Annotated in this window: 18 protein-coding genes; 4 read left to right on the plus strand and 14 right to left on the minus strand. The window is 70.5% G+C overall.

All coding sequences use genetic code 11. The annotated features are described in order from the left end of the window. Positions 1 to 8: 8 nt before the first annotated feature. The 6 genes from ureG to AB0C30_RS23085 all read right to left on the minus strand — a co-directional run bounded on the left by ureG (position 9) and on the right by AB0C30_RS23085 (position 6,430). Complete coding sequence (gene ureG / locus AB0C30_RS23060; protein ID WP_357947292.1) at positions 9 to 680, minus strand: urease accessory protein UreG; 672 nt, start codon at positions 678 to 680, stop codon at positions 9 to 11. 12 nt (positions 681 to 692) lie between these two features. Further along, a complete protein-coding gene (locus tag AB0C30_RS23065) occupies positions 693 to 1,451 on the minus strand; it encodes an urease accessory UreF family protein (protein WP_357947295.1) in 759 nt (252 codons plus the stop codon). Positions 1,452 to 1,456: 5 nt separating this feature from the next. Next, positions 1,457 to 3,163 carry an urease subunit alpha gene (locus AB0C30_RS23070; protein WP_357947298.1) on the minus strand — a complete coding sequence of 569 codons (1,707 nt, stop codon included), beginning with the start codon at positions 3,161 to 3,163 and terminating at the stop codon, positions 1,457 to 1,459. Beyond that, positions 3,156 to 3,467 carry an urease subunit beta gene (locus tag AB0C30_RS23075; RefSeq protein ID WP_214638406.1) on the minus strand — a complete coding sequence of 104 codons (312 nt, stop codon included), beginning with the start codon at positions 3,465 to 3,467 and terminating at the stop codon, positions 3,156 to 3,158. Before AB0C30_RS23075 ends, AB0C30_RS23070 begins: the two co-directional genes overlap by 8 nt. After that, a complete protein-coding gene (locus AB0C30_RS23080; protein ID WP_357947302.1) occupies positions 3,464 to 3,766 on the minus strand; it encodes an urease subunit gamma in 303 nt (100 codons plus the stop codon). Before AB0C30_RS23080 ends, AB0C30_RS23075 begins: the two co-directional genes overlap by 4 nt. Before the next feature lie 93 nt (positions 3,767 to 3,859). Continuing rightward, the gene (locus AB0C30_RS23085; protein WP_357947305.1) at positions 3,860 to 6,430 is read right to left on the minus strand and encodes a BTAD domain-containing putative transcriptional regulator; all 2,571 of its coding nucleotides are present in this window, start codon (positions 6,428 to 6,430) and stop codon (positions 3,860 to 3,862) included. Between the two features lie 45 nt (positions 6,431 to 6,475). Here AB0C30_RS23085 and AB0C30_RS23090 point away from each other — a divergent pair, with 45 nt between their 5' ends. After that, positions 6,476 to 9,913: a WD40 repeat domain-containing serine/threonine-protein kinase gene (locus tag AB0C30_RS23090; RefSeq protein ID WP_357948126.1), complete on the plus strand. Its 3,438-nt coding sequence runs from the start codon at positions 6,476 to 6,478 to the stop codon at positions 9,911 to 9,913. Here AB0C30_RS23090 and AB0C30_RS23095 read toward each other — a convergent pair. Further along, complete coding sequence (locus tag AB0C30_RS23095) at positions 9,903 to 10,634, minus strand: Mut7-C RNAse domain-containing protein (protein ID WP_357947309.1); 732 nt, start codon at positions 10,632 to 10,634, stop codon at positions 9,903 to 9,905. The genes AB0C30_RS23090 and AB0C30_RS23095 overlap by 11 nt on opposite strands. Positions 10,635 to 10,666: 32 nt before the next feature. Between AB0C30_RS23095 and AB0C30_RS23100 the strand changes: the two genes are divergently transcribed. Then, complete coding sequence (locus tag AB0C30_RS23100; RefSeq protein WP_357947312.1) at positions 10,667 to 11,566, plus strand: TAXI family TRAP transporter solute-binding subunit; 900 nt, start codon at positions 10,667 to 10,669, stop codon at positions 11,564 to 11,566. Between the two features lie 7 nt (positions 11,567 to 11,573). Here the strand turns inward: AB0C30_RS23100 and AB0C30_RS23105 are convergent, their stop codons facing one another. The 4 genes from AB0C30_RS23105 to AB0C30_RS23120 all read right to left on the minus strand — a co-directional run bounded on the left by AB0C30_RS23105 (position 11,574) and on the right by AB0C30_RS23120 (position 15,299). Next, positions 11,574 to 12,911, minus strand: coding sequence for a HAMP domain-containing sensor histidine kinase (locus AB0C30_RS23105; protein ID WP_357947315.1), 1,338 nt, complete (start codon positions 12,909 to 12,911; stop codon positions 11,574 to 11,576). Further along, the gene (locus AB0C30_RS23110; RefSeq protein ID WP_357947318.1) at positions 12,908 to 13,573 is read right to left on the minus strand and encodes a response regulator transcription factor; all 666 of its coding nucleotides are present in this window, start codon (positions 13,571 to 13,573) and stop codon (positions 12,908 to 12,910) included. Before AB0C30_RS23110 ends, AB0C30_RS23105 begins: the two co-directional genes overlap by 4 nt. A gap of 9 nt (positions 13,574 to 13,582) precedes the next feature. Next, positions 13,583 to 14,905, minus strand: coding sequence for an MFS transporter (locus tag AB0C30_RS23115; protein WP_357947320.1), 1,323 nt, complete (start codon positions 14,903 to 14,905; stop codon positions 13,583 to 13,585). Positions 14,906 to 15,053: 148 nt separating this feature from the next. Next, the gene (locus AB0C30_RS23120; protein WP_357947322.1) at positions 15,054 to 15,299 is read right to left on the minus strand and encodes a DUF2630 family protein; all 246 of its coding nucleotides are present in this window, start codon (positions 15,297 to 15,299) and stop codon (positions 15,054 to 15,056) included. Positions 15,300 to 15,337: 38 nt separating this feature from the next. Between AB0C30_RS23120 and ddaH the strand changes: the two genes are divergently transcribed. Together ddaH and leuA are read left to right on the plus strand one after the other, a co-directional pair. Beyond that, complete coding sequence (gene ddaH / locus AB0C30_RS23125; protein ID WP_357947326.1) at positions 15,338 to 16,081, plus strand: dimethylargininase; 744 nt, start codon at positions 15,338 to 15,340, stop codon at positions 16,079 to 16,081. A gap of 162 nt (positions 16,082 to 16,243) precedes the next feature. Beyond that, entirely contained in the window at positions 16,244 to 17,950 is a 1,707-nt protein-coding gene (gene leuA, locus AB0C30_RS23130) for a 2-isopropylmalate synthase (RefSeq protein ID WP_357947329.1), read from the plus strand. A gap of 48 nt (positions 17,951 to 17,998) precedes the next feature. Here the strand turns inward: leuA and AB0C30_RS23135 are convergent, their stop codons facing one another. The 3 genes from AB0C30_RS23135 to AB0C30_RS23145 are packed head-to-tail and all read right to left on the minus strand — an operon-like array spanning position 17,999 to position 20,173. Further along, positions 17,999 to 18,433, minus strand: a complete 435-nt coding sequence (locus AB0C30_RS23135; protein WP_357947332.1) for a YbaB/EbfC family nucleoid-associated protein — start codon at positions 18,431 to 18,433, stop codon at positions 17,999 to 18,001. A 17-nt stretch (positions 18,434 to 18,450) separates the two neighbouring features. Next, entirely contained in the window at positions 18,451 to 18,753 is a 303-nt protein-coding gene (locus AB0C30_RS23140; protein ID WP_357947335.1) for a hypothetical protein, read from the minus strand. A 16-nt stretch (positions 18,754 to 18,769) separates the two neighbouring features. Continuing rightward, a complete protein-coding gene (locus AB0C30_RS23145) occupies positions 18,770 to 20,173 on the minus strand; it encodes a hypothetical protein (protein WP_357947338.1) in 1,404 nt (467 codons plus the stop codon). Positions 20,174 to 20,176 lie beyond the last annotated feature (3 nt).

The raw sequence follows: 20,176 nt of genomic DNA on the forward strand, positions 1-20,176 counted from the left end.
GACGCCCGTCAAGCCGCTGAGACGGGCTCGTGGGGCCAGGAAAGGGCCTGTTCGGAGACCCAGGCCGCCACATCCGCCGCCGAGGGGTCCTGGCGGATCGAGGTGAACAGTACGGGTTTGTCGCCGCGTACCGCCGCCGCGTCGCGGGCCATCACGGTCAGGTCGGCGTCCACCAGCGGCGCCAGGTCGGTTTTGTTGATCACCAGCAGGTCGGCGGAGGTCACTCCCGGGCCGCCCTTGCGGGGCACCTTGTCGCCGCCGGACACGTCGAGGACGAAGATCTGCCGGTCGGCCAGCCCACGGCTGAACGTCGCCGTCAGGTTGTCCCCGCCACTCTCCACGATCACCAGGTCCAGCGGGCCGAACCGGTCCTCCAGGGTCTCCACGGCGTCGAGGTTGGCGGCGATGTCGTCGCGGATGGCCGTGTGGGGGCAGCAGCCGGTCTCGACGGCGAGGATGCGTTCCTGATCGAGTACCCCGGCCCGGCGCAGGAAGTCGGCGTCCTCGGTCGTGTAGATGTCGTTGGTCACCACGCCCAGCCGCAGGGAGCCGCCGAGCGCGCGGCACAGGGCGGCGACCAGGGCCGTCTTGCCGCTGCCCACCGGCCCGCCCACCCCGAGGCGAAGTGCTCTGCCGTGGTGGGCGGGCGCGTGGTGATGGTCGTCGTGGTTGGCGCCCATGGTGTGTCCTTCCTAGGAGACGAACAGTCTGACCGTGGCCTCCGCATGCCGCTCGGCCAGCAGGTCCAGCGCGGGGGCGGACCGGGCGGGCAGTTCGGCCCAGCTCCCGCCGTACGGCGAGGTGTCGCAAGCCGAGGTGGCGAGGTCGGATGACGTGGCGTCGGAAGCCGTGGTGGCGAGGTCCGGGGTCAGGTCGGCGAGCAGGCCGTGGACCGCTACCGGGTCCAGGCCGAGCAGGCGGACCGCCGCCGTGGCCGGGCCGGTGATCGCGTGGTAGGCCGCCGCCAGGGCGGCGTCCTCGGGCGACGCTCCCGCCGCGTGCGCCGCCGCGCCGAGCGCGATGGGGTGATGGGGATTCGGTACGGCCTGCGCCAGGCCGTCGAGCGCGACGGAGCGACGGGGACTCGGTACGCCCGGCGCCAGGTCGTCGAGCGTGGGCGGCGGCCACAGGCGGCGGGCCACCCGCAAGAGCAGTCTGCCCTGAGTCCTGGAGGCGGCCCGCTGGGCTGGGGAGGCGGTCCGGGCGTCGGCCTCCGCGTCCAGCAGATCCCATGAGGTGTCGGAGGAGCGGTTGGCGCCCAACGCGCAGGCGGCGGCGGCGAGGGCGGCGGCGACATGCCCGGAGGTGTGCAGGCGGCCCCTCAGGAAGGCGGCCAGGGACGTCAGGTCGTGGACCGCGCCCGTGGCGATCGCCTGTTCGGTGCCGCCCGAGTGGGCGTGGCCCCCGGCCGGGAGGCGGGAGTCCGTGAGGAGCAGGAGTGCGGGGTTCATGGTCATCAGAACAGGAAGTAGCGCTGGGTCATCGGGAGTGTCTCGGCGGGCGCGGGTTCGATCAGGTCGCCGTCCACGCGTACCTCGAACGTGTCCGGAGCCACGTCGATCCGGGGCAGCGCGTCGTTGAGCGGCATCGCGTCCTTGCCCCGCCCCCGTACGTCCGCCACGGGGACCAGGCGGCGGCGGACCGCGAGGCGGTCGGCGAGGCCCGCGTCGAGGGCGAGGGGTGAGACGAAGTGCAGTGACGTCGCGGCGGCCGTGGCCGGGGCGGCGCCGAACATCGGGCGGGGCAGCACCGGCTGCGGCGTGGGGATGGAGGCGTTCGCGTCGCCCATCTGGGCCCAGGCCACCACGCCGCCCTTGAGCACCAGCGTGGGCTTGACGCCGAAGAACGCCGGGTCCCAGAGGACGAGGTCGGCGAGCTTGCCGCGTTCGACGGAGCCGAGTTCGGCGTCGAGGCCGTGGGCGATGGCCGGGCAGATCGTATATTTCGCGATGTAGCGGCGGGCGCGGAGGTTGTCCGCGGGGCCGCCCAGAGCGCCGCGGCGGCGTTTCATGACGTGCGCAGTCTGCCACGTACGGATGATCGTCTCGCCGACGCGGCCCATCGCCTGCGAGTCGGAGCCGATCATCGAGATCGCCCCCAGGTCGTGCAGGACGTCCTCGGCGGCCATCGTGGTGGGCCGGATCCGGGACTCGGCGAAGGCCAGGTCCTCGGGGATCGACGGGTTCAGGTGGTGGCAGACCATCAGCATGTCGAGGTGTTCGTCGAGGGTGTTGATGGTGTGGGGCCGGGTGGGGTTCGTGGAGGAGGGCAGGACGTTGGCGAACGATGCCATCCTGATGATGTCGGGCGCGTGCCCGCCCCCCGCCCCTTCTGTGTGGTAGGCGTGGATCGTCCGGTCGCCGATGGCGGCCAGCGTCGACTCGACGAACCCGGCCTCGTTGAGCGTGTCGGTGTGGATCGTCACCTGTACGCCGTGCGCGTCGGCCACGGTCAGGCAGGCGTCGATCGCGGCCGGCGTGGAGCCCCAGTCCTCGTGCAGCTTGAACCCCGAGGCGCCCGCTTCGAGCTGTTCGACCAGGCCCTCGGCGCTCACCGTGTTGCCCTTGCCGAGCAGCGCGAAGTTGAGCGGGTAGGAGTCGAGCGACTCCAGCATCCTGGAGAGGTACCAGGTGCCGGTGACCGTGGTGGCCTTGGTGCCCTCGACCGGCCCGGTGCCGCCGCCGACGATCGTGGTGACGCCCGCGCCGATCGCCTCCTCGAGGATCTGGGGGCAGATGAGGTGTACGTGGGAGTCGACGGCGCCCGCGGTGAGGATCTTGCCGTTGCCGCTGAGGATCTCGGTGGACGGCCCGATGACGATGTCGACCCCGTCCATGGTGTCCGGATTGCCGGCCTTGCCGATGGCGGAGATCCGGCCGTCGGTGACGCCGACGTCGGCTTTGACCACGCCCCAGTGGTCGAGGATCACCGCACCTGTGATGACCAGGTCGGGCGCGCCCTCGGCCCGGGTCGTCCTGGCCTGGCCCATCGACTCGCGGATCACCTTGCCGCCGCCGAACACCGCCTCGTCCCCGGCTCCCGCCGGCCCCACGGACAGGTCCTCGGTGACCTCGACGAACAGGTCGGTGTCGGCCAGCCTGATGCGGTCGCCCGTGGTGGGGCCGTACAGGGCGGCGTATCGAGCACGGGAGATCTCAGCCATCGAGGGGGCCCGCCCATTCCGGTCGCAGGCCGGGCACCACGCGGCGCCCGGCGATCGGTACCAGGGTCACGTCGCGCTCGACACCCGGCTCGAACCTGATCGCGGTGCCCGCGGGCACGTCGAGCCGCATCCCCCAGGCGGCGTCGCGGTCGAAGGCCAGCCCGGGGTTGGCGGCGGCGAAGTGGTAGTGCGACCCGACCTGGACCGGCCGGTCGGCGGTGTTGACGACCCGGACCGTGACCCTCGGCCGTCCCGGATTGAGCGGGATGTCGTCGGCGGGATGCAGATATTCGCCCGGAATCACGGGATCGGCCTGTGCACGGTGACCAGCTTGGTGCCGTCGGGGAAGGTCGCCTCGATCTGGACGGAGTCCAGCATCTCGGGCACTCCCTCCATGACGTCGTCCCGCCCGAGCACCGAGCGTCCGGCGTCCATCAGATCGGCCACGGTCCGCCCGTCCCTGGCCCCCTCCATCAGGAACGACGCGATGATCGCGGTAGCCTCTGGGTGGTTGAGGCGCAGGCCCCTGGACTGACGCTGCCGGGCCACCCCGGCGGCGACGTGGATGAGCAGGCGCTCTTGCTCGTGTGGGGTAAGCCGCATGGCCCGGACCTTAAGAACCGGCCGTTTCCGCGATGTTGCCGGAGGATGTCGAGTCGGTTTCCGGTCGGCCCACCAGTTTCACCCCACCACGTTTCACCCCACCATGGGCAGCGCTTGGGAGCGGCCCAGATCGTCCTCCAGCGCCTCGAAGACCGCCAGCGCCGACCCCGCCAGCTCCCTGGCCCGCTCCGCCGCGCCCTCCGCCTGGTTCACCCGGGCCAGGGCCAGCAGGGCGTACGCGTCGAGCAGCTGGTCGCCGAGTCGTATGGCGATCCCTCTGGCCGTCTCGGCGGCCGTTCTGGCGTCGGGGACCGCGTGCTGCGCCAGCCGTACCGAGCACAGATCCAGGAGCGTGTCGGCCTGCCGGTAGCGGTCGCCGAGCGCGTCGAGGTGGGCGGCGGCGGTCTGGAGGCGGTCCGCGGCCTCGTCGAGCCGGCCCGCGCGGTGCAGGACCACGCCAAGCACGCGCAGCGCTTCGGCGGCGTCGCGATCGTTCTCCGCCGCCTTCAGGCAGCCGAGCAGGGCGCGCTCGGCCTCGGGCAGCCGGTCGCGTTCGAGGTGGACGCGGCCGAGGCGCCGCCTGGTCTGGTTGACGTCGCGGGTGCGTCCCTCGCGCAGGAACATGCCGAGCGCCAGCCTGAGCCGGTCGTGCGCCAGGTCCCACTCCCGTTCGGCCAGGTGCAGGTCGCCCAGGTCACGCAGGATCAGCGCCTCGCCTATGGCGTCGCCCGCGCGCCGCGCCGACTCCAGCGCCGCCGCCGTGACGTGGCGCCAGTCGTCGAGGAAGCGGTGGCGTTCGAGGTACGGTCCGAGCAGGTGGGCGAGCCGCCGGCAGCCGTCGTCGAGGCCGGCCTGATGGAGGTCGGAGACCAGGCTGACCAGGAAGGCCCGCTCGGCGGCGAGCCACTCGACCGACTCCCTGATGTCCCTGGTCGCCACGAGGGTGCCCGGATCGCCGGAGACCAGCGAGAAGCGCGAGGACCGTACCCTGGCCAGGACCACGTCCATCAGCCGTACGAGCGCGTCCGGTGCGCCCTGGCTCGTTTGCTCGCGGGCGAACAGGCGGGTCAGGTCGTGCAGCCGGTAGCGCACCTGCCCGGCCACGTCGACCACGTGCGTCTCCAGCAGCCCGGCGTCGACCAGCGCCTCGGCCTGCCCGCCGAACAGCTCCGCCACCCAGTCCGCGAAGTCCGGCGCCGACAGCGCGCCGAGCCCGCGCAGTGTGGCCTTGGCGGGATCGGGCAGGCCGTCGTAGCCGATGGCGAGCACGCTGCGTACGGCCTGGTCGCCGGAGCGCAGCCCGTCAAGCCGCTCGTGCTCGTCCTCCAGCAGGCCGACCAGGTAGTCGACGGTCCAGCCCGGCCGGGCGGCCAGCCGGGACCCGGCGATGCGCAGCGCGATCGGCAGCCCGCCGCAGAACCTGGCCAGCCTGCCCAGCGCCTCGTCGGCCACCCGGCCGGAGGTGCGGACGAGCAGGTCGAGCGCGTCGTCCTCGCCGAGCACGCCCACGGACACGCGGGTCGCGCCGGACAGGCCGCCGAGGGAGGAGCGGCTGGTGACGACCGTGGGGCAGGACGTCAGCAGCGGCCGCACCTGGTTCTCGGCCGACGCGTTGTCCAGCAGCACCAGCAGCCGGCGGTTGGCCGCGTACGTACGGAAAAGTCGCTCTCGTCCGTCGAGCGAGGCGGGGACGGCCTGGGCCGGGCAGCCCAGCCAGCGCAGGAAGTCCTCGAGCACCGCCGCGGGCGCCGTCGTCTCGCGCAGGTCGGTGTAGAGGATCCCGTCGGGAAAGCGTTCGCGCTCGCGCCAGGCTGCGTGCACGGCCAGCGCCGACTTGCCGGCGCCCGCCTGCCCGTGCACCACGACCTGCCCGCCTACCACCAGATCGAGGAGGTCGGCGCGGCCGGTGAACCCGGGCACGTCGTGCGGCAGCAGCACCGGCGGCCCCGCCGAGACGTGCAGCGACACGTCGTCGTGCAGCATGCGGTGATAGAGGAGCTGCAGGTCGGAGTCGGGCTCGATCGCGTGGCCGTCGTCGAGCGCCTCACGTAACGCCGCGTACGCGTCGAGGGCCTCCGCCCGCCGCCCGCTCCGGTAGAGCGCGAGCATGTACTGGCCGCGGAAGCGCTGCCAGAGCGGATGCTGCCCGGCCAGCCGTCGCAGCTCCGACAGCAGCTCGCGGTGACGGCCGGCGTCGAGGTCGAGCTGCACCCGGCGTTCCAGGGCGAACAGCCGCAGCTCCTCCAGCTCCTCGCGCAGCCGCCGCGTCTCCACCCAGCGCTCCCCGTCGGGGTCGAGGTCCTCGAGCGCCGGTCCGCGCCACAGGGCCAGCGCCTCCTGGTACGAGCCCCGCTCCACCAGCGACCTGAAGCGGTCGACGTCGAGTTGTTCCTCATCGATGGCCAGCGTGTACGTGCCGGACACCGTGGTGATCACGTCCTTGCCGATGAGCTGGCGCAGCTGCCCGACATAGCCCCGGACCAGGGAGTCGGACCGGTCGCCGCCCTCGCGCGGCCACAGCAGCCCGCGCAGCCGTCCGACGGTGAGCGGGCGGCGCGCGTTGAGCACGAACATCGCCAGCAGGTCGCGGTGCTTGGGCGCGGTCGGTGTGCGGTCGTCGTCGCCGTCGAGCACTTCCAGCGGACCCATGATGCGAAATTCCACGCGGCCTTCCTCAGCAGAGCGAACTCGACCACAATTACACACTTGATGATCCCTCTGACTCCCTCAGACCCGCACCGGTTGGGCCGCTACTGGCTCGCCGGGCGGCTGGGCGCCGGGGGCCAGGGCGTCGTCTATGAGGCGTACGGCGAGGAGGGGGAGCGCGTCGCCGTCAAGGTGCCCAGGTTCGATGATCCAGAGTCGCGGGCCAGATTGGCCAGGGAGGCGGCGGCGGCCGCGCGGGTGGCCTCGTTCTGCACGGCCAGAATCATCGAGGTGGCCGAGCCGTACATCGTCAGCGAGTTCGTGCCCGGCCCCAACCTGCGGCAGGTGATCGCCGAGCACGGCCCCTACGAGGGTGACACGCTGCGGCGCCTGGCGATCGGCGTGGCCACCGCGCTGACGGCCATCCACCAGGCCGGCGTCGTGCACCGCGACCTCAAGCCCGACAACATCATCCTCGGCCCCGACGGTCCCCGGGTGATCGACTTCGGCGTGGCACGCGAGGCCGGGCCGACGACCACGGGTCCGGTCATGGGCACGCCCAACTACATGGCGCCGGAGGTCCTGGCCGGGCGGGGCGCGACGGCCGCGGCGGACCTGTGGGCGTGGGGGCTGGTGGTGCTGTTCGCCGCGCGGGGCGAGGACGCGATCGAGGTACGCGAGCCGGTCGCGGTCATCGGCGAGGTCATGGACTTCCGGCCCGACACGGCCGACCTGGCCGACCCGCTCGGACGACTCGTGACGAGCGCGCTCACGAAGGACCCGGCCGCGCGGCCCTCGGCGCGCGCGGCCCTGCTGGACCTGATCGGCGCCGACGGCGACCCGCTTTCTCATGGCGGGGCGCTGGCCAGCTCGCTCAGGAGCCCGGCCGAGCCCGACCTGGGCGCGATCGCCGAGGAGCTGTACGACGAGCTGTCCGAGGCCGAGCGGGCGGCCGTCCCCGAGGTGCTGCTGCGCATGCTCGACGGCGACGGCTCGCTCAGGCCGGTGACCCGCGACGAGCTGCCCGAGACCGAGGCCGTGTCCGCCCTGCTCGCCTTCTTCGAGGCGGCCGGCCTGGTGACGAGCACCGGCACGACGTACGAGCTGGCCAAGCCCGCCCTGATCCAGGCATGGCCCCGGCTGCGGACCTGGGTGGCCGACAACCGCGAGGGGCTGCCGGTGCACCGGCGCCTGGTCGAGGCGGCCGGCCTCTGGGACGGCAACGGCAGGAAACCCGCCGACCTGCTGCACGGCTCCAGCCTCGACCGGACACTCCAGTGGGCCGCCGCCGAACGCAAGGACCTCACGCTGGCCAGGAGGGAACGCGAGTTCCTCGACGCAGCGGCCAAGCAGACCAGAAGCCAGTCCAGAAGGCGCGGCCTGTTGGCGACGGCGCTGGCCGTACTGCTGGTGGCGGCCCTGGGCGGCCTGGGGACGGCCGAGTACCTGCGCAGGGAGTCCGGCAGACAGCGTGACGACGCGCTGGCCAAGTCGCTCGCGTTGCAGGCCGCTGATCTGCGGGAGAGCGACCCGCAACTGGCGAGGCTGTTGACCGTCGCGGGCTGGCGGCTGAGCCCTGACCTGGTCGAGACGCGGGGCGCGCTGTACGAGTCGCTGTCCAGGCCGGCGAGCGACGTCTTCACCGACCCGTACGCCAGTCCGAGCAGTGTCTACGGACTGGACGACACCGGACGCACGCTGGCGGCCGTCCAGGAGGGCCGGGTGCGGCTCTGGGACGTACGCGCGCACCGCCTGCTCCGCGAGTTCTCCGGCGTGGGCACGGCCGTGCGCCAGGTCGCGCTCAGTCCCGACGGGCGGACGCTCGCCGTGCTGGAGGACAAGGATGTGCGCCTCTGGGACGTTATGGCGGGCACGGCGATCGGCGCCACGTTCGGCGGTGGGTTCGTGGTGCCGGAGGGAGGGGGGAGGCTCGCCTTCGACCGCGCTGGTCGCACCCTCCTTGTACCCGAGGGGACCGGCGGCGCCGAGCGCGCCTGGGACGTGGCCACCCGGAAGCGGCTGACCGCCGGATCGGGAGCGGGGCTCGACATGGTGGACCCGGCACGCCACGTCGGCGTGGTGTCCACAGGTGGGCACGGCAAGGTCGAGCTCTGGAACCTGCGCACCGGCAAGCGGCTGCCCGCGCCCTGGCTGCCCGCCAAGACTGACGTCACGTACGTGCGTCTCAGCGACGACGGGCGCGCGCTCACGGTCAGCGAGAATCCGCCACCGCCGGGCGAGCGACGGATGCGTGTCTGGACCGTCCCGGGCGGAGGCGTGATCGGGGGACGTTACGGCGGCGAATCGGACCGAGATACCGCCTTCGGCTTCGGCGACCGCTACGTCGCGGGCTGGACCTACCTGGGGGAGCTCATAGTGTGGCGGCGCGCCGGATGGTCGGTCGTTCTGGAGCGCGACATGCCCGGGGGCATCAACGACGTTCACTTCGACGAAGCCGACCGTGTGCTGCGCTACCAGGCCGATAATGGCGAGATCGACACCGTGGACATATCCATGTTGTTCGACCAACCGCTGACCACGGGAACCTCCGAAGGGCACGCGCTGCTGGGGCCGGGTGGGCACACAGTGGCCATCACGAGGCCCGGGGAGACCCGGCTGTGGGACGTGGCGACCAAGCGCCCACCCGGGCCGCCGATCGGCGTCATCGGCCGCGAGCCCGCGCTGGCCTTCAGCCGGGACGGCGGGCGGCTGGCCGTCGGCGACGAGTCGGGCACCCGGATCGTGGATGCGCACACGGGCCGCGTGCTCGACGCGATAAAGGTCGCGGACGTGGACGACATGGCCTTCAGCCCCGATGGTCGAACGCTGGCCGTCTCCCCCACCAGGCCCGACCGCACCGGCGCTCCGCTCGAGCTGTGGAACCTGGCGAAGGGCACCGTCACTCGCGCCGCCGTGCCCGGCCCCGGCACGCTCGCCTTCCGTCCTGACGGCAGGCTGCTGGTGGCCGGAACGGAGCCCCAACCCATCGACCCGGTGACCGGCGCCCGGTTACCGCTCGCCGAGGGGCTTGGCCGGTTGAACGGTACTCACGCCTTCAGCCCCGACGGCCGGCTCATCGCCTTCTCGGGGCCCGACCGGATGGCGTTGTGGGACGCGGACCTGAAGGCGCCCGTCGGGGCGTTCCCCGCCGTGCCGGACAGCCCGATCCAGGGGATCGCCTGGTCGCCTGACGGCCGTACCATCGCCACGTACGAGAACGGCGACCGGGTCAGGCTTTGGGACGTGCCCAGCAGGCAGCCGCTCGGTCTGATCTTCGACGGCCAGAAGAAGATCCCACTGGGCGACGGGTCACTGGCCTTCAGCGCCGACGGCGGCACCCTCTACAGCGCCATGCCAGACGGCGTGGTGCGGACGTTCCCGCTCGACGGTGGCAAGGTGGCGGCCGCCGTCTGCCGCCGCGCCGGTCGGTCGCTGACCGAGCGGGAGTGGCAGCGCTACCTGCCCGAGGCCGACAGGTTCGACCCCTGCGTCAGCCCGTAGCCGCCCACTGCCGTGCCGTCGCCACGATCTCCTCCAGGTGGCCGCTGTGGGCGCCGTGCCAGTACACGTGCCCGCACTCCTGGCACCGCCCGTACGCGTCGTAAGCGTGCCGGGTGCCCGCTTCAAGGACCGGCAGCACCTCGCGCTTCTCCACCGGGGTCAGCTCGCCGTTGCAGGCCGTGCATCTCGTCCACGGGCGCAGCGGCGGGGTGAAGCGTTCGAGCAGGTCGCGGAGTTGGTCGTGGGGGCGGGAGCCGCGCACGTACGCGCCGAGCCACAGCGCGCGGCGGCGCAGCAGGCCGCGGTCCTGGGTGAGCAGCACCCGGCGCTCCTCGTTGGCCTGCACGACCAGCGCCGGGTCGTCCATGTCGTTGTGGTAGGCCGTGTCGAGGCCGAGCAGGCGCAGCCGTCGCGCGAGCGTGCCCAGGTGCACGTCCAGCAGGAAGCGGGGCTCGCGGGGCAGCGGCTGGGGTCTGGGTATCGGCCGTACCTCGATGAGGTCGCCAGCTGCGGGCTGGTAGGAGGGGCCGACGCCGCGGCCGTCGACGGTCATCGGCCCGACCTCCGTCAGCGGGATGCCGGCCGACTCCACGTGGTGGCCCAGGGTCGAGCTGCCGCCGATGGCGATCCGGTGGCGTTCGCGGCGCCGGCTCACGGGCAGGAACATCATCAGGTCTGCGGAGATTCGAAGGTGCGCGTCCCGTTCGGTCACATTGTCCATTCTGCTTGATTCGATAACGTGAGCCTGTGCCGATGTCCCGCCGTGTCTTTCTCGCGCTCGCCGCGCTGAACGCTGCGGGCTGCTCGGTCACCGCCTCGGAGCAACGCTCGCTGCGGCTGGCGACCGGGTTGGCCGGTGGGCCGTACGGGGCGCTCGGTGATCGGTTCGCGGCCGAGTTGCGGCGCGACGGGTTCACCGTTGAGGTGATCGAGACCGCGGCCAGCGTCCAGAATCTCACCATGCTCACCGACGGCCGGGCGGACCTCGGGTTCTCGCTCGCCGACAGCGCCGACGACGCCGTACGCGTGCGCCACCAGCCCGTCGCCGCGCTGGCCAGGATGTACATGAACTACGTCCATCTGGTGGTACGCGCCAACTCGGACATCTTCGCCCCCAAGGACCTGGCCTGGCGGCAGGTCTCCATCGGCGCCGACGGATCGGGCACCGCCGTGACCGCCGAACGGGTGCTCGACGCCGCCGGGGTACGTAATCACATCACCGCCAGGCTTGGCCTCGACGGGTCGATCAAGGCGCTCGTCGACGGCGTGATCGACGCGTTCTTCTGGTCGGGCGGTGTGCCCACCCCCGCGCTCGCCTCACTCGGCGGCATCAGGATCGTCTCGTTGGAGCCGTTCGTGCCGATGCTGCGCCGCATCTATGGCCCGGTCTACGAGCACGCCACCATCCCCGCGGGCGTGTACGGCAGCTCGAAACCGGTCCCCACCGTCGGCACACCCAGCTACCTGGTCTGCCGTCAGGCCCTGTCCGACGACGTGGCCTACACCGTCACCGGGACGCTCTTCAGCGCCCGCGACCGCCTGCGGGCCCCCTCGGCACCGGGCGGCCTCCTCGACAAGCGCTACGCCATCGGCACCGGCATCGTCCCCCTGCACCCCGGCGCCGCCCGCTACTACAGGTCTGTGTACGGGTAAACAAGCGCTAGAGCTCCGTGTACGGCTCAGCCAGCCGCAACTCCACGACCAGCCCATGGGGTACGGCGGGCAGCAGGCTCAACGTCGCCCCGCACGACTTGGCCAGCTCGGTGGCGATGGCCAGCCCCAGCCCGCTGCCCGGCACGTTCGCGTGCGCGCCCGACCGCCAGAACCGGCCCAGCGCGTCACCCCGCTCCTCCTCGGCCAGCCCCGGCCCGTCGTCGGCGACCCGCAGGACGCCGTCGGAGAGCGTGACCGTCACCGTGCCGCCCGCGGGCACGAACTTCTGGGCGTTGTCGAGCGCGATGTCCGCCACCCTGGCCGCCGCCTCCGGCACCAGCGACATCTCCGGCACATCCACCCGCAGGGTGAGGTCCTTGGCCGGGTAGACCTCCCGCCACACCGCCAGCCGGGGCCGCAGCTCGATCTCCTTGGCCTCGGTGCCCGCGCCCGCCTCGACCCTGGCCAGCGCCAGCAGGTCCTCCACCAGCAGAGCCAGCCGGTCGAGCTCGGCCATCGCCTCCTCGAACTCGGTGGTGCCGTCGGAGCGCAGGTGCGGCTCCAGGTTCTCCAGCCGCAGCCCGAGCACGGTCAGCGGGGTGCGCAGCTCGTGCGAGGCGTCGGCCACGAACGCCCGCTGCCGCTCCATCGCCCCCGACACCGCGTCGGCCATCGCGTTGAACCGCTCCTCCAGCCGTTGCAGCTCCGAGGGCCCCCCGCCGGGATTGGCCCGGGCGTCGAGATGGCCTTCCGCGATGGCCCGGGTGGTGCGGTCGAGCTCGGTCACCGGGCGCAGGATCCAGCGGGCCAGCTGTCTGGCCGCCAGCACCGAGTAGCCCAGCGCGATCAGCGCGCCCAGCGCCAGCGCGCCCCAGACGAGCGAGACGTCCAGCCGCGACTGGTCGGTGCGGGCCTGGAGCAGCACCACGCCGGACAACTGCGCGTCCCGGCCGGCCGGCTCGGCCAGCAGGACCTTCGCGGGGCCGAAGGGGCTGATCGTGGGCAGGTCCTCGGTCGTGCGGCCGCTCAGCGCCAGCCGGGTCTCCGCCTGGTCGTCGCCCTCGAAGCGGCCGGCCGTGACCACGATCATGCCGTCTCTGTCGCGGACGCGGATGGCCGCGCCGTACAGGTCGGCGTAACGGACGACCTCGGCCGTCAGCGCCGTGCGATCGTCGTCGCGCGCGGCCTGGTCGGCCAGTTCCGCGAAGCGGGTGGCGTCGGCGCGGCGGTCGAGCAGCAGGCGGTTCGTCCGGTGCGAGGCGTAGGCGAAGCCGAGCGGCACCGCCAGCGCCGCGATGAGGAACACGATCAGCGTGGTGAACGTGACCACCAGGCGGGAGTTCACGCCGTGGAACCCAGGCGGTAGCCGGTGCCGCGCAGCGTCTCGACCAGGTGCGGGCGGCCGGTCTTCGACCGCAGCCCGGCCACGTGCACGTCGAGCGAGCGGGAGGCGGACAGCAGCGGGTCGCCCCAGACCTCGTCCAGGATCTCCTCGCGGCTGCGCACCACGCCCGGCTCGCGGGCCAGCAGGGCCAGCACGTCGAACTCGCGCCGGGTCAGCGTCACCTGCTCACCCGACACGGTGACTTGCCTGGCTTCCAGGTCGATGCGCACATCGCCGACGCTGACCACGTGGTCCCGCGTCGGCATCGGGCGGGTGCCCCTGCGCATCACGGCCTCCATACGGGCCATCAACTCGACCGTACGGAACGGCTTGACCAGGTAGTCGTCGGCCCCGGACCGCAGGCCGCGGAGCACCTCGCGCTCCTCCGTACGGGCGGTCACCACGATGACCGGCACGGCCGACACCCGGCGCAGGCGGCGCAGCACCTCAAGGCCATCCATGTCGGGCAGGCCCAGGTCCAGCAGGACGAAGTCGACGCCCCCCGCCAGACGGAGGGCGTCGACTGCCAGCCCGGCGCGCGCGACCTGGTGGCCATGGCGCGCGAGGGCCGTGGTGAGCGCGGAGGCGAGTCGATCGTCGTCTTCGACCAGGAGAACTCGCATCAGGCCAGATTAGGCCCGGACGGAGACCGACTCCGCCGCTCCCTCTCGCTCCGAGCGGGAGAGCGCCACGTCGCGCGTCTCGCGCATGGTCAGGTAGACCACCAGCGACACGGCGGCGCAGCCCGAGACGTACCAGTAGAAGCCGGACTCGATGCCCGCCGACTTGAACCACAGCGCGACGTACTCCGCCGTGCCGCCGAACAGGGCGTTCGCGATGGCGTACGGCAGGGCCACGCCGAGCGCCCGGACGTGCGTCGGGAACAGCTCCGCCTTGACCACCGCGTTGATCGAGGTGTAGCCGGTGATGATGATCAGGCCGACCAGCGACAGGATGAACGCGCCGACGAAGCCGGAGACGCTGGACAGCGCGGTCATGAGCGGTACGGTGCCGAGCATTGACCCGATGCCGAACGTGATCAGCAGCGGCCGCCGGCCGATCCGGTCGGACAGCCCGCCGGCGAGCGGCTGGATCAACATGAAGATGAACAGCGCCGAGAAGCTGACCAGCGACGCGGTCTCCTTCGGCAGGTTCGCGGTGTTGACCAGGTACTTGGTGAGGTAGGTCGTGTAGGTGTAGTACGCGACCGTGCCGCCCATGGTCAGGGCGATGACGAGCAGCGCTTCCTTCTTGTGGGCCATCAGCGCCTTGATGGTGCCGCGCTCGCTCTTCTCGCCGTCCTTGACCTGCTCCTCCTCGTCGTAAGCCTCGGTCTCCAGGAGGTTGCGCCGCAGGTAGAACACGACCGCCGCGCCGAGGGCGCCGATGATGAACGGGATGCGCCAGCCGTAGGAGTTGAGCGCTTCCTTGGTCATCGTGTTCTGCAGGATGATCTGCAGGCCCAGGCCGACGAGCTGACCGGCGGTCATCGACACGTACTGGAAGCTTGAGGCGAAGCCGCGCTTGCCCGCCGGAGTGGCCTCGGTCAGGTATGTGGCGCTGGCCGCGTACTCACCGCCCACGGAGATGCCCTGCAGGAGGCGGGCGATCAGCAGGACCACGGCGCCGAAGTAGCCGACCGACGCGTACGTCGGGGCGATGGCGATCAGCAGCGCGCTCAGCGACATCAGCGTGACCGTCATGGTCAGCGCCGCCTTGCGGCCCTTCGTGTCGGCGTAGCGGCCGAGCAGCCAGCCGCCGATCGGGCGCATGAAGAAGCCCACGGCGAAGATGCCCGCGGTGTTGAGCAATTGTGCGGTGGAGTTGCCATTGGGGAAGAAGGAGGCGGCGAAATAAACGGCGAAACTGCTGTAGACAAACCAGTCGTACCACTCGACCAGATTGCCGACGGAACCGCCGATCACTGCCTTCCACGGCACGCGGGGTTGGCTCACTGGAATACCTCCTGTGCGGGGCCTGGGGGGAGTAGGTGCAGGCCAGAGCCTCTCCGCAGAAGGTTGTTCCGACAAGGGGAGACGGGCTAGATCTAACGTCCGCTTAACATCAAGGAAACGGAGTGGTGAGATCAGGCCCGTTTTCCCGTCATTGCCGGTAGTTCTCCACCTCGCCGGCCGGCCGGGCCTTGGCGCCCTCCGGGTTCTCGCCCGCGTCCCTCCTAGCCCTGCGCTGCCTGAGCAGGTCCCAGCACTGGTCGAGAGCCGTCTCCAGCTCCTTGACCCGCGCGTGCTCCTCGTCCGAGCTGACCTCGCCCGCCGACAGCCTGCTCCGCAGCTTGTGCTCTTCGGTGACCAGATCGCTGATCTTGCTGAGAATCTCGTTGTCACGCATGTCCAAGACTTTAGTTACTACGTGATAGAACACGGCCTATGCCTGGTATCGCGCTGGTAAGAAAGCCCGGCCCACGGATCTCCGAGGGCATCGTCACGCATGTGGAGCGCGAGCCGGTCGATCCCGGACGGGCCCTTGACCAGCACGAACGCTACGTCGCCGCGCTGGAGGAGGCCGGGTGGCAGGTACGCCATGTGGAGGCGGCCGACGACCTGCCCGACGGGCCCTTCGTCGAGGACATGGTCGTCGTCTGCGACCGGCTGGCCGTACTGACCAGACCGGGGGCGATCGAGCGACGGCCTGAGGTGGACACCGTGGCGGCCCTCGTACGGGAGCTCGGGGTCAAGTCCGTCAGGATCGCGCGGCCCGGCACGCTCGACGGCGGTGACGTCCTTCAGGTCGGCAGGACCGTGTACGTCGGCAGGTCGGGCAGGACCAACGACGAGGGGATCACCCAGCTCTCCGCGTTGCTGCCGGAGCGGCAGGTGGTGCCTGTGGACCTGACCGGCGTCCTGCACCTGAAGTCGGCCGTCACGGCGCTGCCGGACGGCACGCTCATCGGCGACCCCGACCGCGCGGACCTGCCGGGCCTGCTCGTGCCCGCCGAGGAGTCGGGGGCGCACGTGGTGCCGCTGGGCGGCGACCGGGTGCTGATGGCCGCCTCCGCGCCGCGGACCTGCAAGATGCTGCAGGAACGCGGGCTGGAGGTGACGCTGGTGGACATCTCGGAGTTCGAGAAGCTGGAAGGCTGCGTCACCTGCCTGTCGGTTCTCATCATGTGAGATCAAGGACGGTTTACCGCGAGACGTCTGGTAGCGTGCAAGGCATGCTGCGTGGCCTCCTTCTTAGCTGCCGCGGCGGGGGCCACTGAGGCCGGCTCCCTCGCCGCGGAGCGAGCCATGCGCGTCGGCCGCTTTTCTTTCGACCGACGAGGAGCTCCCGACATGACCGCTCAGCAGCCCAGCCCGATGCCTTTCCAGCGTTATCAGCCGTTCGAGCCGATCCGGCTGACCGATCGCACCTGGCCTGATCGGGTCATCACCGAAGCGCCGCGATGGTGCGCGGTGGACCTGCGTGACGGCAACCAGGCATTGATCGACCCGATGGACGCCCATCGCAAGCTGCAGATGTTCGAGCTGCTGGTGAAGATGGGCTACAAGGAGATCGAGGTCGGCTTCCCCGCGGCCAGCCAGACCGACTTCGACTTCATCCGGCAGATCATCGAAGAGGACCGGATCCCCGGCGACGTGGTGATCCAGGTGCTGACCCAGGCCCGGCCCGAGCTGATCGAGCGCACCTTCGAGTCGATCGAGGGCGCCAAGCAGGCCATCGTGCACCTGTACAACTCCACCTCCACGCTGCAGCGCCGGGTGGTGTTCGGACAGGACCGCGACGGCATCACCGCCATCGCCGTCGAGGGCGCCAAGCTGGTCAAGAAGCTCGCCGACGCGACCGACGTGGACGTACGTTTCCAATACTCGCCCGAGTCCTTCACCGGCACCGAGCTGGACTACGCCGTCGAGGTCTGCGACGCGGTCAACGACGTGTGGCAGCCGACGCCCGACCGCAAGGTCATCGTCAACCTGCCGGCCACGGTCGAGATGGCCACGCCCAACATCTACGCCGACCAGATCGAGTGGATGCACCGCCACCTGAAGTACCGCGACTCGATCGTCCTGTCCCTGCACCCGCACAACGACCGCGGCAGCGCCGTGGCCGCCGCCGAGCTGGGCTACATGGCCGGGGCCGACCGCATCGAGGGCTGCCTGTTCGGCAACGGCGAGCGCACCGGCAACGTCTGCCTGGTCACCCTGGGCATGAACCTGTTCTCCCAGGGCATCGACCCGCAGATCGACTTCGGCGACATCGACGAGATCCGCCGCGTCGTCGAATACTGCAACCAGCTGCCGGTGCACCCGCGCCACCCGTGGGGCGGCGAGCTGGTCTACACCGCCTTCTCCGGCTCCCACCAGGACGCCATCAAGAAGGGCTTCGACCACCTGGAGGCCGACGCGGCCGCGGCCGGAGTCCCGGTCGACCAGTTCACCTGGGCCGTCCCCTACCTGCCGATCGACCCCAAGGACATCGGCCGCACCTACGAGGCGGTCATCCGGGTCAACAGCCAGTCGGGCAAGGGCGGCGTCTCCTACATCATGAAGGCCGACCACCAGCTGGACCTGCCGCGACGGCTGCAGATCGAGTTCTCCAAGGTCGTCCAGGCACGCACCGACGCCGAGGGCGGCGAGATCGGCTCGGCCGAGATGTACTCCATCTTCCGCGACGAATACCTGCCCAACCCGGCCAACCGCTGGGGCCGCCTCAGTCTGATGGCCCACCGCCACGAGTCGGCCGGGGACGACAAGGACCGCATCGGCGCCGACGTACGGCTCGACGGCGAGATCCGCGAGATCGAAGGCGTTGGCAACGGCCCGATCTCGGCCTTCATCGACGCGATCGCCAAGGTCGGCATCCGGGTGCGGGTGCTCGACTACGTGGAGCACGCGATGAGCGCGGGCAGCGACGCGAAGGCGGCCTCCTACCTGGAGTGCGACGTCGACGGCCGGGTGCTGTGGGGGGTGGGCGTCGACGCCAACACCACGACGGCCTCGCTCAAGGCGATCATCTCGGCGGTCAACCGCGCGTCGCGCTGACCGTTGTCAGTCGACCGCGCCCCCTGAGCATGGTGCGGCGCGGTCGACTTACTGGTCCATTTCCCGAAGGATCTGGTCGATTCGGCTCTCTCGATTGTTCATGGCGTGGTTGAAGGAGTGCATGACCTCCTCGAACTGTTCCATGGCCGCGTCAGGGGACGGTGGCGTCCGGCCGACGGCGTCGCGTAGCAGTTCCTCGTGGTTCCTCTCGCAGTCGTCCTGTGCGCGCCGCACCGCGAGGGTGATCTCCTCGCCGAGGTCCTGGCTGCTCAGTTTCATGGCGCGGGGGTCGAGGCGCACCTCGGTGATGCGGCCGCCGGAGTCGGTGCGGGCCCTGATCTTGCCGTCGGCGCTCTCGCCGGTGCCGTAGACGTCGTTGAAGCCGCCACCGGCTTTCTTCAGGCGGCTGTGTGCCCGTTCGGCTTGTTCTGAGATTCGGTGGAGTTCGTCCTGGTAGATATTTTTGGAGTCGTCGGAACTCATGTTCTCCCTTTGACGGCTTATCCGGTCGGGTTGGTCCGGTCGTAGTTCTTTCCGGTCTGGTTCAGAGTCAGGCCCGCGTTGTTCAGGTTCCACATCAGGGAGTCCACCCAGTCGATGGTGTTGGTGTAGAACTTCAGATAGTCGTCGGCCAGCTCCTGGGATCCCTCGGGGAGCAGGCCGAAGCAGGTGGACGTCGGCCTGGCCGCCTCGGCGAAAGCGTTTCGGGGAGTGGACAGCAGGCTCATCGATTCGTCGGTGGCCTTTCCTCCCTTCTTCAGGTCGTCCGTGGAATATCCGACTTCCTTGCTCTTTCCGGTCATCGCACTCTCCAGTCGGTCACTTCAGTTTCGGGAGTTTCAGCGGCGTGCCCGGTTTCAGGACCCCGGGGTCAGGGCCGATGACGTCGCGGTTGGCCTCGTAGAGTTGGGGCCAGTACCTTTCGCTGCCGTAGACCCGTTTGGCGATGCCTGCCAGCGTCTCCTCCCCTCCGACCTGGTGCGACGATGCCTGGGGGGCGGTCGTGGTGGGGTCCTGCGGCCGGTAGTCCATCAATGGGGGAGTATCAGGCTCCGGGTACTTCTTATGGTCGATGTGCGCCGGCGGCTCCGTCTGTTTGAAGGGGACGCCGATGGGTGGGGGAAGGTTGCGCAGGGCGGTGCCGGGGATGATCGCGCCGGTGGAGTTGAAGAGCTGGACCTGGAAGTCGCCGGTGATGCCGATCTTTTTGAGTGCGGCACCGTTCAGGGCGCCCCAGCCGCCGTTCAGCACCGCCACCTTCCCGATGTCCTTGACCATTTGCCCCAGCGTCTTGCCTTCGAGCCTGTCGTTGATGATCGTGTAGCCCGTTCCGGTCATGGCTCCTGCCGCGAAGAGGGCCTTGGCGCCGTACGCCTTTTTCGCCTTGTCCCAGCCGACGCGGCCCCAGGGGAAGGCCGACGATATCGCCGCGGAATTCACCATCTGCGCGTATTGGAGGCCGAAGGGCGCGAAGAACGACTGGCCCTTGAGCTCCCGGCCCAGGCCCACGAACATGAACTGGCCGGCGCCCAGCTGGAGGCCGAACATCTTGGCGTAGCTCTTGAAGGACGTCAGGGCCGTCTTGCCGAAACTCATGCCCTGCGTGCCGTTCAGCACCCAGTTCTGCGACTTGAAGACCGTCAGGCCCCTCCTGAGCGCCTTGCTCCTCTTCATCAGCTCGGCCAGCTTGCGCAGGGGTACGGCGACCTTTTTGAGAAACCAGATCAGCCGCGCCAGGATGGTGGCCGCGAGGCCGGCGCCCTGGGCGGCGATCTTGGCTCTGGCGACCCACGCGGCGTACCTGCCCATCACGCCTGTGAACATGGAGAGGACCACGCTGATCGCCAACGCCTGGAGGATGGATTTCAGCAGCTCCCGGAACGCCCGTTTGGTCTCGTGGGTGGCCTCCTTGGCCATGAGGAGCACTTCCGACACGTGGCCGAGGCTCTTGACCAGCGCCTTCCGTTCGGCCGGGTCGAAGTAGGTGTCGACCATCTCCTGGTAGTGCGTGGCCGCGTCGCCGGTCCACTGCTTGCGGCCCTTCTGCACGGCCGGGTCGATGTTCTTGTCGCCCACGGAATCCAGACTGGCGGCCAGCTGCTTGCACGCCTCGGACATCTGCGCCAGCTGGCGTTCGTCGTTGTCGTTGCCCGCGGCCCTCATGGCGTTCATGATCGTCGTGATGAGCTGCGACAGCGCGTCGCCCTCAGCGGCTAGGTCCATGTA

This window comes from Nonomuraea sp. NPDC048901 (assembly GCF_040649695.1).
Classification (GTDB): Bacteria; Actinomycetota; Actinomycetes; order Streptosporangiales; family Streptosporangiaceae; genus Nonomuraea.